General features: G+C 61.4%; 13 protein-coding genes. 10 read left to right on the forward strand and 3 right to left on the reverse strand.

The genetic code is table 11. The features are described 5' to 3' along the window. Positions 1-30: 30 nt before the first annotated feature. Together mgtE and PU133_RS11530 are read left to right on the forward strand one after the other, a co-directional pair. Positions 31-1,458 carry a magnesium transporter gene (mgtE, locus tag PU133_RS11525; RefSeq protein ID WP_126010343.1) on the forward strand — a complete coding sequence of 476 codons (1,428 nt, stop codon included), beginning with the start codon at positions 31-33 and terminating at the stop codon, positions 1,456-1,458. Between the two features lie 65 nt (positions 1,459-1,523). Further along, the gene (locus PU133_RS11530) at positions 1,524-1,910 is read left to right on the forward strand and encodes a MerR family DNA-binding transcriptional regulator (RefSeq protein ID WP_126010344.1); all 387 of its coding nucleotides are present in this window, start codon (positions 1,524-1,526) and stop codon (positions 1,908-1,910) included. A 16-nt stretch (positions 1,911-1,926) separates the two neighbouring features. Here the strand turns inward: PU133_RS11530 and PU133_RS11535 are convergent, their stop codons facing one another. Beyond that, a complete protein-coding gene (locus PU133_RS11535; RefSeq protein ID WP_404861812.1) occupies positions 1,927-2,910 on the reverse strand; it encodes a DUF1624 domain-containing protein in 984 nt (327 codons plus the stop codon). Between the two features lie 113 nt (positions 2,911-3,023). Here PU133_RS11535 and PU133_RS11540 point away from each other — a divergent pair, with 113 nt between their 5' ends. Then, on the forward strand, positions 3,024-3,860 hold the full coding sequence (locus PU133_RS11540; RefSeq protein ID WP_404861813.1) for an aldo/keto reductase: 837 nt from the start codon (positions 3,024-3,026) through the stop codon (positions 3,858-3,860). Here the strand turns inward: PU133_RS11540 and PU133_RS11545 are convergent. After that, positions 3,821-4,540 (reverse strand): DUF599 domain-containing protein, encoded by a 720-nt coding sequence (locus PU133_RS11545; protein ID WP_404861814.1) that lies wholly within the window; start codon positions 4,538-4,540, stop codon positions 3,821-3,823. The two genes, PU133_RS11540 and PU133_RS11545, sit on opposite strands and share 40 nt — an antisense overlap. Positions 4,541-5,164: 624 nt before the next feature. On the opposite strand from PU133_RS11545, the gene PU133_RS11550 reads away from it, so the two are divergent. From PU133_RS11550 to PU133_RS11565, 4 genes are all read left to right on the forward strand, one after another. Continuing rightward, the gene (locus PU133_RS11550) at positions 5,165-6,565 is read left to right on the forward strand and encodes an L-serine ammonia-lyase (protein ID WP_404861815.1); all 1,401 of its coding nucleotides are present in this window, start codon (positions 5,165-5,167) and stop codon (positions 6,563-6,565) included. A 74-nt stretch (positions 6,566-6,639) separates the two neighbouring features. Continuing rightward, positions 6,640-7,077 (forward strand): DUF1489 family protein, encoded by a 438-nt coding sequence (locus PU133_RS11555; RefSeq protein ID WP_404861816.1) that lies wholly within the window; start codon positions 6,640-6,642, stop codon positions 7,075-7,077. A 78-nt stretch (positions 7,078-7,155) separates the two neighbouring features. Further along, entirely contained in the window at positions 7,156-7,902 is a 747-nt protein-coding gene (locus tag PU133_RS11560; protein ID WP_404861817.1) for a VWA domain-containing protein, read from the forward strand. A 1-nt stretch (position 7,903) separates the two neighbouring features. After that, on the forward strand, positions 7,904-8,599 hold the full coding sequence (locus PU133_RS11565; protein ID WP_404861818.1) for a DnaJ domain-containing protein: 696 nt from the start codon (positions 7,904-7,906) through the stop codon (positions 8,597-8,599). 94 nt (positions 8,600-8,693) lie between these two features. On the opposite strand, the gene PU133_RS11570 is transcribed toward PU133_RS11565, so the two are convergent. Next, positions 8,694-10,160, reverse strand: coding sequence for a D-alanyl-D-alanine carboxypeptidase (locus PU133_RS11570; protein ID WP_404861819.1), 1,467 nt, complete (start codon positions 10,158-10,160; stop codon positions 8,694-8,696). A gap of 297 nt (positions 10,161-10,457) precedes the next feature. Here PU133_RS11570 and PU133_RS11575 point away from each other — a divergent pair, with 297 nt between their 5' ends. The 3 genes from PU133_RS11575 (at position 10,458) to clpA (ending at position 13,945) form a co-directional block, all read left to right on the forward strand. Further along, positions 10,458-10,787 (forward strand): phasin family protein, encoded by a 330-nt coding sequence (locus PU133_RS11575; RefSeq protein WP_126010350.1) that lies wholly within the window; start codon positions 10,458-10,460, stop codon positions 10,785-10,787. A gap of 257 nt (positions 10,788-11,044) precedes the next feature. Continuing rightward, the gene (clpS, locus tag PU133_RS11580) at positions 11,045-11,398 is read left to right on the forward strand and encodes an ATP-dependent Clp protease adapter ClpS (protein ID WP_126010351.1); all 354 of its coding nucleotides are present in this window, start codon (positions 11,045-11,047) and stop codon (positions 11,396-11,398) included. A gap of 12 nt (positions 11,399-11,410) precedes the next feature. Then, the gene (gene clpA / locus PU133_RS11585) at positions 11,411-13,945 is read left to right on the forward strand and encodes an ATP-dependent Clp protease ATP-binding subunit ClpA (protein WP_404861820.1); all 2,535 of its coding nucleotides are present in this window, start codon (positions 11,411-11,413) and stop codon (positions 13,943-13,945) included. The last annotated feature ends 115 nt before the right edge of the window (positions 13,946-14,060 follow it).

The following is a 14,060-nucleotide window of genomic DNA, read 5'->3' on the forward strand; positions in this document are numbered from 1 at the left end:
GCTATCGCTTTCCGAAGGTGAAGGATCTTCATGGAAGATAACGCAGATAAGACGAGCGAAGCACGCAATGCTGACGCCCAGCCCGTGAGCGACGATGACGTTTATACGGAAGACGGTGACCTGCGCAGCGACTTCGTCGAGCGCGTCACCACGGCGCTTGAACAGGGTGACCGCGACTCGCTGACCGACGAGGTCGGCGAACTGCACGAATCCGAACTTGGCGACCTTCTCGAATCGCTCGATTCGGACGAGCGCGGACAGCTCGTCACGATGCTTGGCTCGGACTTCGATTTCTCGGCGCTGACCGAAGTCGACGAGGCCGTTCGCCTCGAAATCATCGACGCGATGCCGAACGAGCGTATCGCGGAAGGGCTCGCCGATCTCGATTCCGACGATGCGGTCTACATTCTCGAAGACCTCGACCAGGAAGACCAGGACGACATTCTGGCAAAGCTGCCGTTCACGGAGCGGATCCGGCTTCGTCGGGCGCTGGACTATCCGGAAGATACCGCCGGCCGCCGCATGCAGACGGAGTTCGTCGCGGTCCCACCCTTCTGGACGGTCGGCCAGACGATCGACTACATGCGCGAAGACGAGGACCTGCCGGAAAGCTTCTCGCAGATCTTCGTCGTGGATCCGACGTTCAAGCTGATGGGCGTCATCGATCTGGACCGCATCCTGCGCACCAAGCGCAAGGTCAAGATCGAAGACATCATGCGGGATACAAACTATCCCATCGCCGCCGAGATGGACCAAGAGGAGGCGGCGCAGCTTTTCGAGCAGTACGATCTTCTCTCGGCAGCCGTCGTCGACAAGAACGGTCGGCTCGTCGGCGTGCTCACCATCGATGATGTGGTGGACGTCATTCAGGAAGAGGCAGAGGAGGACCTGATGCGCATGGGCGGCGTCGGGGACGAGGAACTCTCCGACAGCGTTCGGGCGACATCGCGTTCGCGCGTCCCGTGGCTTCTCGCCAACCTTTTCACCGCCTTCATGGCGGCCTCCGTGATTTCACTGTTCGAAGCGACCATTCAAGAGATCGTCGCGCTTGCGGTGCTCATGCCCATCGTTGCAGGTATGGGCGGCAATGCCGGGTCGCAGACCATGACCGTGACGGTTCGTGCCTTGGCAACGCGCAATCTTAGTTTTCGCAACGCACCCCGCATCATCCGCCGCGAATGCCTTGTCGGACTGATCAACGGACTGATCTTCGGACTGCTGATTGCCACCGTCGCCGGCTTCTGGTTCCAGAGCGCCGAGATCGCAGGAATCATCGCGGCCGCGATGCTCATCAACATGTTCGTGGCAGCGCTTGCCGGTATCGTAGTGCCGCTGATTCTCGATCGATTTGGGGCGGATCCCGCAGTCGGCTCGGCCGTCTTCGTGACGACCACGACCGACATCATCGGCTTCTTCGCGTTTCTCGGGATCGCCACATGGTGGTTCGGCGTGTCATGATCCGAGAAAATTGACTTTTACGTAAAAGTCGCTACCGTCTTTTCCTTGTCGGGGATCAGACTGCGTTGAACAAATATTACACCATTACGGAATTGACGCGCGAGTTTGGCGTGTCGACCCGGACGCTTCGCTTCTACGAAGACGAAGGCCTCGTGCAGCCGGAGCGTCGCGGCCGCACCCGTCTCTTCCGCCAGGCTGACCGCCGTTTGATCCAGGAAATCCTGCGCGGCCGTCGCATCGGTTTCACGATCGCCGAGATTCGCGAGATCATTCAGGTCTACAAGGATCCTCCGGGCGAAGAGGGGCAGCTCAAGCTTCTGATGAAGCGCGTCGACGAGAAGCGCAACGAGTTGCGGCAAAAGCGCAAGGACATCGAAGAGACGCTGAACGAGCTCGACAATGTCGAGGAGGCCTGCCTGACACGTCTGGCCGAAATCGGCGTCAGCACCTGATTCAAAGCTTCGGATTCTAGCGCTGGCCGCCGAAGATATCCGCCGTGCATTGATTTGCTATCTCGACCGCGCGTGGATCGCCGGCGGGGTCGAGCGTTCCCGCGATCAGATCGTCAAACAGGTCGGCAGCGTTCAACGCGTCCAGCGTGCATCCGCAAAATGACTGACAAAATGTCTCGCCCTGTGTAGCCGAGCAGCTTGGGACGCAGCTGTTCATATAGGCGACGCCGGGATCGGCCGCAGGCGGTGGCGCGACGATGCTCGCCAGATAGACAAGGCCGAGCAGGATCGGCTGGTGGATCAGGTAGACAGCAAGGCTGTGGCGGCCCGCAAACGCCAGCCCACGGGTCAAGCGGCCAGGCTCGGAGCGGGTCGCGAGGTGACCGAGCCAACCATTCGCCTTCATGATCCGTGCCGCGGCAATGCCGAGCAGCGTTGCACCGAGCCATGGAAAGAGCGGCACGTAGTCGTTCGAGACGGGCCGGTTTTCCGAGAGGCCGACCCACCACAGGCCGGGCCAATCGAATGCCGTCGAGCTGAAAACATTCGGCGTGATGATGATGAGCACCGCGATGATCGCCGTGATTGCCGGCGGCAATCTCAGGAACGCGAGGCCGATCAGACTTGCGGCTGCGATGGCGTGCAAAATGCCGAAGAAGATGAACGCTTGCGAAAAGGCGATATAGGTGGCGACCGTGATCACCAACGCGGCCGTGACGATCATGGCCAGCCGCCGCAGGAACGGGCGCCAGCGGATCGTCGGGTAGTGGCCGAGCACAAGGCTGAAGCCCGCCAGGAACAGGAAGGTGCTGGCGATGCCGCGAGCAAATATCTTCCAGCCGCCTTCGGACGTCAGCCCGAGCGGGACATAACGAAAGAACTCGAGGTCCCAGGTCAAATGATAGATGGCCATGGCCACGAGGGCCAATCCACGCGCCACATCCAGGCGCATCAGACGCGTCGAGGGGCTTCGATGGGGCATACCGGCCTGATCTACCATCTTGTCTCCCCGCGGCGGACGCTTACGTCGAATCGACGACGGCACTCGATCCGATCTAGATCGTTTCACACACAGATGCGAATGAAACCGAACACAGCAAAGGAGTACCCTTGATGAAGACCGTATCCGCCCATGGCGCAAACATTCCCGTGTTGGGGCTCGGCACCTGGACCTTGAAGGGCGATGATTGCGTCGAGATGGTGCGTGCTGCGCTCGATGCAGGTTACCGCCATATCGACACCGCCATCATGTACGACAACGAGGAAGCAGTCGGAGAGGGCATCAGTGCAGGCGGTGTGGCAAGGGACGACATCTTCCTGACCAGCAAGGTCTGGTACACCGATATCGGCGCCGGCGCGCTCGAGCGTGCTGCAGAGGCGAGCCTGAAGCGGCTTGGCGTGGATCATCTCGACCTGCTCCTCATCCACTGGCCGAACCCGCAGATTCCGCTCGCCGACTCGATCGCTGCCCTCAATCGGGTCAAGAAGCAGGGGCTGACGCGCCACATCGGTGTATCGAATTTCACCACGCGGTTGCTCGACGAGGCGTGGGCGCTGACGGACGAGCCGCTCGTCTGTAACCAGGTCGAATACCATCCGATGCTCGACCAATCGAAGGTGCACGCGGCCTGCCGGGCGCGCGGCATGGCCATGACCTCCTATTGCCCGCTCGGGCGTGGCGGCGACGTGTTCGAAGCAGCCCCGGTGGCGGCGGCCGCGGAGGCGCATGGCAAATCGCCGGCGCAAATCGTGCTGCGTTGGCACGTTCAGCAGGATGGCGTGGTGGCGATACCGCGCACGTCCAAGCCGAGCCGGCTGCCTCAGAATGCGGACATCTTCGACTTCGAGCTCACCGACGCCGAAATGGCAGCAATCTCGGCTCTGCGATCCGCCAACCACCGGATCTGCGACTACGATTTCTCGCCTGACTGGGATTCCGTCGCAGCCTGATTGTCGGCCAGAACCTGGCGCGCCGCCGAGAAGAACTGGCGGTGCACCAGGACCGCCAGGACGAGCAGCGTGCTCGCCATGAAAACTACCGGTCCGATGAACCAGCCGAGATAGCCGATCGACAGAAAGATGGAGCGCAGGCCGGCGTTGAAATGCCGGCCTGCCAGCACATTCATCATGATGGCGCTTTCGACCAGCTTCTCCGAGCGCTCGGGTGCGCGTTCAAGTTCGTCGCGCATCGGCAAGGCGCCGTAAAGAATCGACGAGTAGTTGAAGAGGCGGTAGGACCAGCCGAACTTGAAGAAGGCGTGGCCGAAAATGGTGATGAGGCCGACGACCTTCAGTTCAAACGCCGCTCTGCCACCGGGAATCGAAATCGGCAGGTCCGCATAGACGCGCAGCACCTGATCGGTTGCGCCGAGTAGGGCAAAGCAGCCACCGATCGCGATTATTGCCGTTGAGGCAAAAAAGGCCGTGCCGTTTTGCAGGCCAGCGATGATTTGCGTGTCGATCATCCGCAAATCCCGCTTCAGACTGTTGCGAATCCACAGCGCCCGGTTGCGGTTCATCAATCGCGTCAAACTCTGCCGGCCAAAGCGTCGCGCGCCGTCCGTCAGCCATGCAAACAGCGCCCAGGACAGGAGAAACAGGACGATGGCGGCGCCATCCAGGTAGGTCATCAGCAGGCATTCCATGGAGTTGGAGAGGTCGAGGCACCATGCCTTGAGCTCGACACATGACGCAACCAAATGCGGCAGCCCGCGTTGGAGCTGGCAACCAAATCTTCATGCATGCGGTGAAAATGGGGCCAAGTTTAACAGTCTATTTAACCGTTTGTTAACCAAGCGACCCCTTGAATGGCAGCGTGGGGTGCGGATTGTTCACAGGTGCCATGCGAAATTGTGCCCAGAAGTAGCCATATTTCGCAGTTGCGAAGTCTGAAAGGGTTCTGTAGATGACGGCCTTCAGGAGCGAGACAAGAACAACAACCGTTCCCTACGATATCGGGGCATCAAGTGGAGTCATGATGGAAGAGACCGCTCAAAAGTCCTGCTGGGCCTTCACGGCCCGTGCAGTGGTCGGTTTTGCCGGAATTCTGGTGTTGGCCTATCTGTTCGGCGGCATCTAACAGCCACCAGGAAAGACCAAAATTTCTAAAAGCGCGGGTGATCCCGCGTTTTTTTGCGTTATAGGGCCGCCGATTGTACCGGATGCCGCGAACCCGCGACTGCGATGCCGCTCCTGGATGTTGCGCCCGACCCCGATCGGGTTAGGGTGGTCGTCTCATCAAGGACCGCGCGCCCATGTTTCTCTCCGTCTTCGACGTCTTCAAGATCGGCGTCGGCCCATCGAGTTCCCACACAATGGGACCGATGTCGGCAGCGGTGCGCTTTCTCCACGAAATCTTGCATGGCGATTGGCCGCGGCCCAGTTCGGCGCAGGTGGCGCGCATAAGAGTAAGCCTGCACGGATCGCTGGCCTTCACGGGTATCGGACACGGCACAGGGCGGGCGGTCATACTTGGTCTGACCGGTGAAACACCGGATCAGGTCGATCCGGACCGCATGGACGCCATCATCGACGGTGTCGAACGGAAAATGAGAATCGAGCCGGCCGGGCATCCAACCTATGCGTTCGATCCCGCGCAGGACCTGATCTTCGATCGCAAGCAGCCCCTGGCGGGTCACGCGAACGGGATGGCGTTCCTGGCGCTCGACCGCGACGACCGGGTGCTGCTGCGGCGCGTTTATTATTCGATCGGCGGCGGTTTCGTGCTTTCGGAAGAGGAACTTGCAGCGAAGGATCGCGCGAGGCCTTCTACGTCGAATCGACCGGTACCGTTTCCATTCGCGACGGCGAACGAGATGCTGGAGATGGCGTCCCGCTCGGGCTTGAGCATCGCGGAGATGAAGCGGGCCAACGAAGAGATATTCGTCGATGCAGCCGAGCTCGATCGAGGCCTGGATCGCATCTGGATGGCCATGGATGGCTGTATCGAGCGCGGGCTCGGTCAGGACGGCATCATGCCGGGTGGACTGAAGGTGAAGCGCCGGGCGCGGGCAATTCACCAGAAGCTCGAGGACGACTGGCAGCGCAACACGGTCAACCCGCTGCTCGCCAATGACTGGCTGTCCGTCTTCGCCATGGCCGTCAACGAGGAGAACGCGTCGGGCGGCCGAGTCGTCACGGCACCGACCAACGGCGCGGCCGGAGTCATTCCTGCGACCATTCGCTACTATCTCAAATTTCACCATGACGCCGACCCTCGCTCCATTCGCGATTACCTGCTGACGGCAGCGGCGATCGGCGGGCTGATCAAGCACAACGCTTCCATCTCCGGGGCCGAAGTCGGCTGTCAGGGCGAAGTCGGTTCGGCTGCTGCGATGGCTGCGGCGGGCCTTGCAGCACTCATGGGCGGAACGCCGGCACAGGTGGAAAACGCCGCCGAGATCGCGCTGGAACATCACCTCGGCATGACCTGCGATCCGGTCGGCGGACTCGTGCAGGTGCCTTGCATCGAGCGCAATGCGCTCGGCGCCGTGAAGGCCGTGACCGCCGCATCGCTCGCGATGAAGGGGGACGGTACGCATTTCGTCTCACTCGACGCGTGTGTGGAAACGATGCGCCAGACCGGTCTCGACATGAACGAGCGCTACAAGGAAACCAGCACCGGCGGTCTCGCGGTCAATGTCGTGGAGTGCTGATCGCGGTACGCCTGCCGGCTGTGGAAAAACCGGTGGGCCTTCCATCGGCCATGCTTTTTAACTAACCGGGGGCAATGGCTCTCCATCTTCTGAAACTGTGCGTCGGTGCGGAAAGCATCGAGGATCTGGCAGCCCATATCGAGTGGCGCTTCTCCATCATGCGTGCTCAGGGGCTCGAGCCCGAGCAGTTTCACACCACGCGCATGCTGCCCAAGCGGATGGACGAACTGCTGGATGGCGGTTCGCTTTACTGGGTGATCAAGGGCAACGTGCAGGTGCGCCAGCGCCTGAAGGACATCCGGCCCTTCATCGACGGCGAAGGCATTTCGCGCTGCAATCTCGTGCTGCATCCCGAGCTGATCGCCACCAACTGGCAACCGCGCCGACCATTTCAGGGCTGGCGATATCTCGTTTCTGCCGATGCGCCTGCCGACTTGGGATCCGCCGGCGCGGAGATCGCCGATATGCCGATGGAAATGCAGCAGGAACTCGCTTCGCTCGGTCTCCTCTAAGCTCTGCGCGCCTGCGGCGCTCTTGTGTTTGCGGCTCAAGACGCCAGATTCGGTTGATGAGAAGGATTTGCGCCCATCATGACCGATAAGGACAAGGATCGCACGGCCAACCGGCCGTTGGCACGGCAAGGCAACGAAGGTGCGGCCGTTTCGGCCAAGAGTGCCATCAGCGGCTTCCTGGCCGCGGCACGCGCCATCAAGCCGCAGGCGGGCGGCGGACGCCTCGTCTTTGCCCTCGACGCTACCATGAGCCGGCAACCGACCTGGGATGCGGCGTGTCAGCTTCAGGGCGAGATGTTCGGCGCCGTGGGAGCCGCGGGCAATCTGGCGGTGCAGCTGGTTTATTTCCGCGGCTACGACGAATGCCGCGCTTCGCGCTGGGTATCGGATACGCGCAGCCTCCGCGACCTGATGACGAAGATCGACTGCCGGGGCGGCCAGACGCAGATCGGTAAGGTGCTCAGCCATATCCGCGACGAGACCGTGAAGAAGCCCGTCAGCGCCGCCGTCTATATCGGCGACGCGATGGAAGAAGATATCGATGCGCTGTGCCACAAGGCCGGCGAACTGGGGCTACGCAAGGTGCCGCTGTTCCTGTTTCAGGAAGGACGCAACAGCGTAGCCGAGACGGCCTTCAAGGAAATGGCGCGATTGTCGGGTGGCGCACATATCCGCTTCGACGAAAACGCTGCCGGCGAACTGGCCGAATTGCTCAAAGCCGTGGCCACCTATGCATCCGGCGGACTGAAGGCGCTCAAGGCATCGAAGAGCCGAGGTTCGCAGCTTCTGTTGTCGCAGCTGCCCGGCGGGCGGCAGGGCACGTAGCATGGCGGTGCTTTTCTACATCGTCCTGGCGCTGCTGGTTCTGTCGGCGCTCGGCTTCGCCTTCACGAAAGCGAACCCCAGACATCTCGCTTTCGGACTGAAATACGCGGGTCCCAGCCTTCTGGCGCTCTTCGGTCTCGTCCTGACCCTGGTTGGTCGGGCAGGGGTTGGGATGACGCTGATCGGCTTGTCGGCAGCCATGTTCGGCAGGCTCGGCCGGTCCACCACGGTGCAGTCGGAGGCCGGGCGCTATTCGACGGTGCGCAGCGCAGCGCTGGAGATGGAGCTCGATCTCGATACCGGAGACATGAACGGCCTGGTGCTTGCCGGCCCGTTCGAAGGCGCCGATCTCGCTTCGCTCGACGAAACCGAATTGCTCACCCTGCACCAGGCTCTGCTCAGCGACGAGGAAAGCCGGCAGTTGCTAGAGGCGTATCTTGACCGCCGCATACCCCGCTGGCGAGGGGACGCTGAGGCGGACGCGGACGACGGGCTGGGAGCTGCGCCAGGCACGGGCGCCATGACAGAGAAGGAGGCCTACGAGGTCCTTGGTCTTCGTCCGGGTGCGAGTGAAGCCGAAATCCGCCAGGCGCATCGCAGCCTCATGAAGCGAGTTCATCCGGACACGGGCGGCTCGGTCTTTCTTGCTGCGCGCATCAATGAAGCCAAGGATATTCTCTTGCGTCGTCATCGCTGATCCCCATCAACTCAATACAAACAGGGGTGGATCTCGAAAACTCGACCGCGCGGCCTGAAACACATGCGTCCGCGCGGCTTGATTGTTGGCAGCCTTACTGCTGCGTGGCCCAGCAACCGTAGCCGGAGCGCTTCAGGCTCTCGCAGGCGGCCCAGGCATCGTTCTTGCCGGCAAAGCCACCGAAGCGGGCGCGGTGCAGCGTGGAGCCGCCATCCTGGAAGGCAACGGTGAACGGCGTCGCCGAAGAGATCTGCCCACCCGCCTTGCGCTGCGCATTCTGAAGATAGGCCATCGCTTCGGACGCATCGGGCATGGCTGCGACTTGGACGACCCAGCCGCTCGGCATGGCGGCAGAGGCTGTTGCGACTTCTGCAGCGGTGCTCGCGGTCGTGACGGCGTCGATTTCGGAGGAGCCCATTTCCTGGCCGACGATGGGGGCAGGCGGGGTGGGCACAGATGCCTGTTGTTCACGAAGAACCTGAGCCAGCGCCTCGCGACCGACCACCGGACGCTCGTTCGGTACGGGGAAGGCTGCGGCGATGGCGGCCTGGGCCGAAGCCGGAGCAGGCGCCGCATAAGCCGTTGCCACGCGCATGTCGATCGGGTCGCGGAAGACCGGTACCGGGCCGCGCTCGGGCAAAGCCCATGCACTCGCCGCGAGAACGGGCGATGCGCCGGAGCGGGCGATCAGGTTGCCACCGCCACCACGTGTTGCCTGCGGCAGATATTCGGCGATCAGCTTGCGCATCTGTGCGTCGCGACTTGCGCCGGTACGTCCACCCATGACGACGGCGACGACGAGGCGGTCATTGTCGTTGACGGAAGAGACGAGGTTGAAGCCCGAAGCGTTGATGAAGCCGGTCTTGATGCCGTCGACGCCGCGAACATTGCCAAGAAGACGGTTGTGGTTGCCGAAGGTGGCGCCGCCGAACTGGAACGAGCGGGTCGAGAAATAGTGGTAGTGGTGCGGGAAATGTTCCCGCAGCGCGATGCCGAGACGGGCCATGTCGCGAGCCGTCGTCACCTGCTGCGAGTTCGGCAGGCCGTGGGCATTGCGGAAAGTCGTCTTGGACATGCCGAGTTGGCGGGCCTTCTGGGTCATCAGTTCGGCAAAACGCGATTCCGAGCCACCAAGGAATTCGCCGAGCGCCGTCGCCGCGTCGTTGGCAGAGCGGGTGACAAGGGCGCGCATCGCCTGCTCGACGGTAATCGTCGTGCCGGAACGGATGCCGATCTTGGATGGCGGCTCGGCAGCGGCCTTCCGGGAAACGGGGATGCGGCTCTCCTTGGTGACGCGGCCAGCATCGATCGCCTCGAAGGCGAGATACATGGTCATCATCTTGGTGAGCGACGCCGGATACCGCGGCGCGTCGGCATTGGCCGCATAGAGCGTCTTGCCCGTGCGCGCATCGATGACGATGCCCGCATATTTGGGATTGGCGGCAGCCGGTGAAGCGGCTGCAACAATCAGGACGACCATTGCGGTGAAGAGGAGTCTCGTGGCGATAGCGAGGATTTCGCCCGTTTTACGGCCGGCGATGCCTTCTGCGATATAGATCACGGGCTAACTCTTGATACGCGACGCAGTATTGAATTGCTTCCGGCAGCCGAGCCCCCACAACAGCCACCGTTGCCAAGACCATAATGGCGGCATCGTTACCAACTGGTTTATGATGGACAAAGTCTGAATCCCCCGGTTCGCATTTGACCCAAAGCGGGCAAATCCGACCATTTGGAGACGGCCATGCTGCAATGCACCAGAAAACTTGACCTCGTGCTGCAGTGCACTTATGAATGCGGCCCCATGCAAGATGCGTGAGATCACACCTGCGCGACCAACCCAGAAGGTGAGTGCGACATGTTGAATTTCGATGATGCCAACAAGGCCGGTAAGGACACCATGGACACGATGCTGAAGAGCTATTCGACCATGGCGACGGGCATGCAGACTATCGCTTCGGAAGCTGCCGACTACTCCAAGAAGTCTTTCGAGCACAGCGCCGCAATGGTCGAGAAGCTGTCGGCTGCCAAGTCGATGGAAAAGGTCTTCGAAATCCAGACCGACTACGCCAAGTCGTCTTACGAAGCCTTCGTCCAGCAGGCAACGAAGATGGGTGAAATCTATGCCGATCTCGCCAAGGACGTTTACAAGCCGTTCGAACGCTCCATGGGCAAGGCTGCCAACTAAGCGCCAAAGGCTGACAAACCTACGCTGCCCTGTCTGACGGGCGGTGGGTCGACGACAAGCACCCGGCCAGACCGCTGATCGCAGCGGCCCGGCCGGGTTTTTTTGTGCCCGACATCCTGAGCCCATCGCAGCGAATGTGATGAAACGGCAGTGCGGGGGGCTTAAAATGCAGTGGCGAAGACTTAGATTACGCTTAGGATGATCGAGGGCGACGCACGGCGGGTGCGTCGATCCGATGAATGAGGTGACTTCTCAAGATGCACGCTTGGCCTGTTCGCTCGCAAGGCGGAAACGACAAGAACGGCGATGGACCCGGGCGCGGGACTTCGGTGATCACGCGCACCAAACCCAAGGTCAAAAAACCGAGCCTCTACCGGGTCCTCCTGATCAACGACGACTACACGCCCATGGAGTTCGTCATTCACGTGCTCGAGCGGTTCTTTCAAAAAGACCGTGAAGCCGCCACGATCATCATGCTGCATGTTCACAATCATGGTGTCGGCGAATGCGGTGTGTTCACCTACGAGGTGGCCGAGACCAAGGTGACGCAGGTCATGGATTTCGCACGTCAGAACCAGCACCCGCTGCAATGCGTGATGGAAAAGAAATAAGGAACCGATAGCGTGCCGACATTTTCTTCCAGCCTTGAAAAGGCACTGCACCAGGCACTTACACTGGCAAACGAGCGCCACCACGAATATGCGACGCTCGAACATCTGTTGCTGGCCCTGATCGACGACGCCGATGCGGCCGCCGTCATGGGTGCCTGCAACGTCAATCTCGACCAGCTGCGCTCGATCGTGACGCAATATGTCGATAACGAGCTGCAGAACCTCGTCACCGGATATGACGAGGATTCCAAACCCACATCCGGCTTCCAGCGCGTCATCCAGCGCGCGGTCATCCACGTGCAATCGTCCGGTCGCGAGGAAGTGACAGGCGCCAACGTGCTGGTCGCGATCTTTGCCGAGCGCGAAAGCCACGCCGCCTATTTCCTGCAGGAGCAGGAGATGACGCGCTACGATGCGGTGAACTTCATCTCGCATGGTATCGCCAAGCGTCCCGGCGCTTCCGAGGCACGTCCGGTCTCCGGAGCGGACGAGCAGGAGGAGGGCGGTCCGAATGCCGGTTCCGACCAGGATGAGGGCGGCAAGAAGAAGGCGCAGGACGCGCTGACCGCCTACTGCGTCAACCTGAACGAGAAGGCCAAGAAGGGCCGTGTCGATCCGCTGATCGGCAGGCAGGACGAGGTCAACCGCACCATCCAGGTGCTTTGCCGCCGGTCCAAGAACAACCCGCTTTACGTCGGTGATCCGGGCGTCGGCAAGACCGCCATCGCCGAGGGGCTTGCCAAGCGCATCGTGGAGAAAGAAGTGCCGGAAGTGCTTCTGGACGCGACCATCTTCTCGCTCGATATGGGAACGCTGCTTGCCGGCACGCGGTACCGTGGCGATTTCGAAGAGCGCCTGAAGCAGGTCGTCAAGGAGCTCGAGGACACGCCGGGAGCCGTGCTCTTCATCGACGAGATCCATACGGTGATCGGCGCCGGCGCGACCTCCGGCGGCGCGATGGATGCTTCGAACCTTCTGAAGCCGGCCCTGTCTTCCGGACTGATCCGGTGCATCGGCTCGACGACCTACAAGGAATATCGTCAGTTCTTCGAAAAGGACCGTGCTCTGGTGCGGCGCTTCCAGAAGATCGACGTGAAGGAGCCTTCCGTCGAAGACGCGGTGAAGATCCTCAAGGGCCTGAAGCCCTATTACGAGGACTATCACAAGATCAAATTCACCGATCAGGCGATCAAGTCGGCCGTTGAGCTGTCGGCGCGCTACATAAATGACCGCAAACTGCCGGACAAGGCGATCGATGTGATCGACGAGACCGGTGCGTCGCAGATGCTGCTGCCGGCAAACAAGCGCCGGAAAACCGTGACGGAGAAGGAGATCGAGGCCACCATCGCAACGATGGCCCGGATTCCTCCGAAGAACGTGTCCCAAAACGATGAGCAGGTGCTCGCGAACCTCGAAAAAGAGCTTCGCACGGTCGTTTACGGCCAAGACACAGCGATCGACGCGCTGTCATCGGCCATCAAGCTGGCACGTGCGGGCCTGCGGGAACCGGACAAGCCGATCGGCAGCTATTTGTTCTCCGGTCCGACGGGCGTCGGCAAGACGGAAGTGGCTAAGCAGCTGGCAAAGTCGCTCGGCGTCGAGCTTCTGCGCTTCGACATGTCGGAATACATGGAGCGGCACACGGTTTCGCGTCTGCTCGGTGCACCTCCCGGCTATGTCGGCTTCGACCAGGGTGGTCTGCTGACCGACGGCATCGACCAGCATCCGCACTGCGTGCTGCTGCTCGACGAGATCGAGAAGGCCCATCCGGATCTGTTCAACATCCTGTTGCAGGTCATGGATCACGGCAAGCTGACCGATCACAACGGCAAGCAGATCGACTTCCGCAACGTCATCTTGATCATGACGACCAATGCGGGCGCTTCGGACATGCAGAAGGCTGCGATCGGCTTCGGCTCTGCCAAGCGGACCGGCGAAGACACGGAAGCGATCAACCGGCTCTTCACGCCGGAATTCCGCAACCGTCTCGACGCGATCATCCCGTTCGGCTCGCTGCCGACGCCGGTGATCCACCAGGTGGTGCAAAAGTTCGTCATGCAGCTCGAGGCCCAGCTGGCCGAACGTGGCGTGACCTTCGACCTGTCAAAGGATGCAATCGCCTGGCTCGCCGAGAAGGGCTATGACGAGAACATGGGTGCCCGTCCGCTCGGCCGCGTCATCCAGGAGCACATCAAGAAGGAACTCGCCAACGAGGTTCTCTTCGGCAAGCTCAAGAAGGGTGGCACGGTCAAGGTGACCGTCGAGACGAAGGAAGGCGGCAAGACCGGCCTCAAGCTCGATGCGATCCCTGACGAAGTACCGGTCAAGCCAGTGCGTAAGCCGGCTGCGAAAAAGGCCGCGAAGCCGAAGCCTGCCGCAGCCAAGACGCGGGCTCCAAAGCGATCTGCCGAACGGCCGGACGACGGGTCCATGCCAGACGGCGATCCCGCAGCCGACGCGGGTGCCGACGTTGCGGTCGCCGAGCGGTCCGATCAGGCAAGCCGCAAGTCAGGCAGCTCCGTGCCGAAGGTTCCGCGCCGCAAGTAAAGGGCGCTTCGCCTCAATGATCGAAGGCCCGGCTGGTCTCCAGCCGGGCCTTTCTCGTCAGGTCAGCGAGATCAAACGCTAAGGCAGCCTGATCTTTTTATTTCTTCGTGTGGAC

This window comes from Georhizobium sp. MAB10 (genome assembly GCF_045012825.1).
Classification (GTDB): Bacteria; Pseudomonadota; Alphaproteobacteria; order Rhizobiales; family Rhizobiaceae; genus Georhizobium; species Georhizobium profundi.

Excerpts from the sequence above, each read along its gene's own strand:
- PU133_RS11550 (WP_404861815.1), top strand. The coding sequence starts at position 5,165 with ATGTTTCTCTCCGTCTTCGACGTCTTCAAGATCGGCGTCGGCCCATCG.
- mgtE (WP_126010343.1), top strand. The coding sequence starts at position 31 with ATGGAAGATAACGCAGATAAGACGAGCGAAGCACGCAATGCTGACGCC.
- PU133_RS11560 (WP_404861817.1), top strand. The coding sequence starts at position 7,156 with ATGACCGATAAGGACAAGGATCGCACGGCCAACCGGCCGTTGGCACGG.
- PU133_RS11540 (WP_404861813.1), top strand. The coding sequence starts at position 3,024 with ATGAAGACCGTATCCGCCCATGGCGCAAACATTCCCGTGTTGGGGCTC.
- PU133_RS11565 (WP_404861818.1), top strand. The coding sequence starts at position 7,904 with ATGGCGGTGCTTTTCTACATCGTCCTGGCGCTGCTGGTTCTGTCGGCG.
- PU133_RS11575 (WP_126010350.1), top strand. The coding sequence starts at position 10,458 with ATGTTGAATTTCGATGATGCCAACAAGGCCGGTAAGGACACCATGGAC.
- PU133_RS11545 (WP_404861814.1), bottom strand. The coding sequence starts at position 4,540 with ATGACCTACCTGGATGGCGCCGCCATCGTCCTGTTTCTCCTGTCCTGG.
- PU133_RS11555 (WP_404861816.1), top strand. The coding sequence starts at position 6,640 with ATGGCTCTCCATCTTCTGAAACTGTGCGTCGGTGCGGAAAGCATCGAG.
- clpS (WP_126010351.1), top strand. The coding sequence starts at position 11,045 with ATGCACGCTTGGCCTGTTCGCTCGCAAGGCGGAAACGACAAGAACGGC.
- PU133_RS11535 (WP_404861812.1), bottom strand. The coding sequence starts at position 2,910 with ATGGTAGATCAGGCCGGTATGCCCCATCGAAGCCCCTCGACGCGTCTG.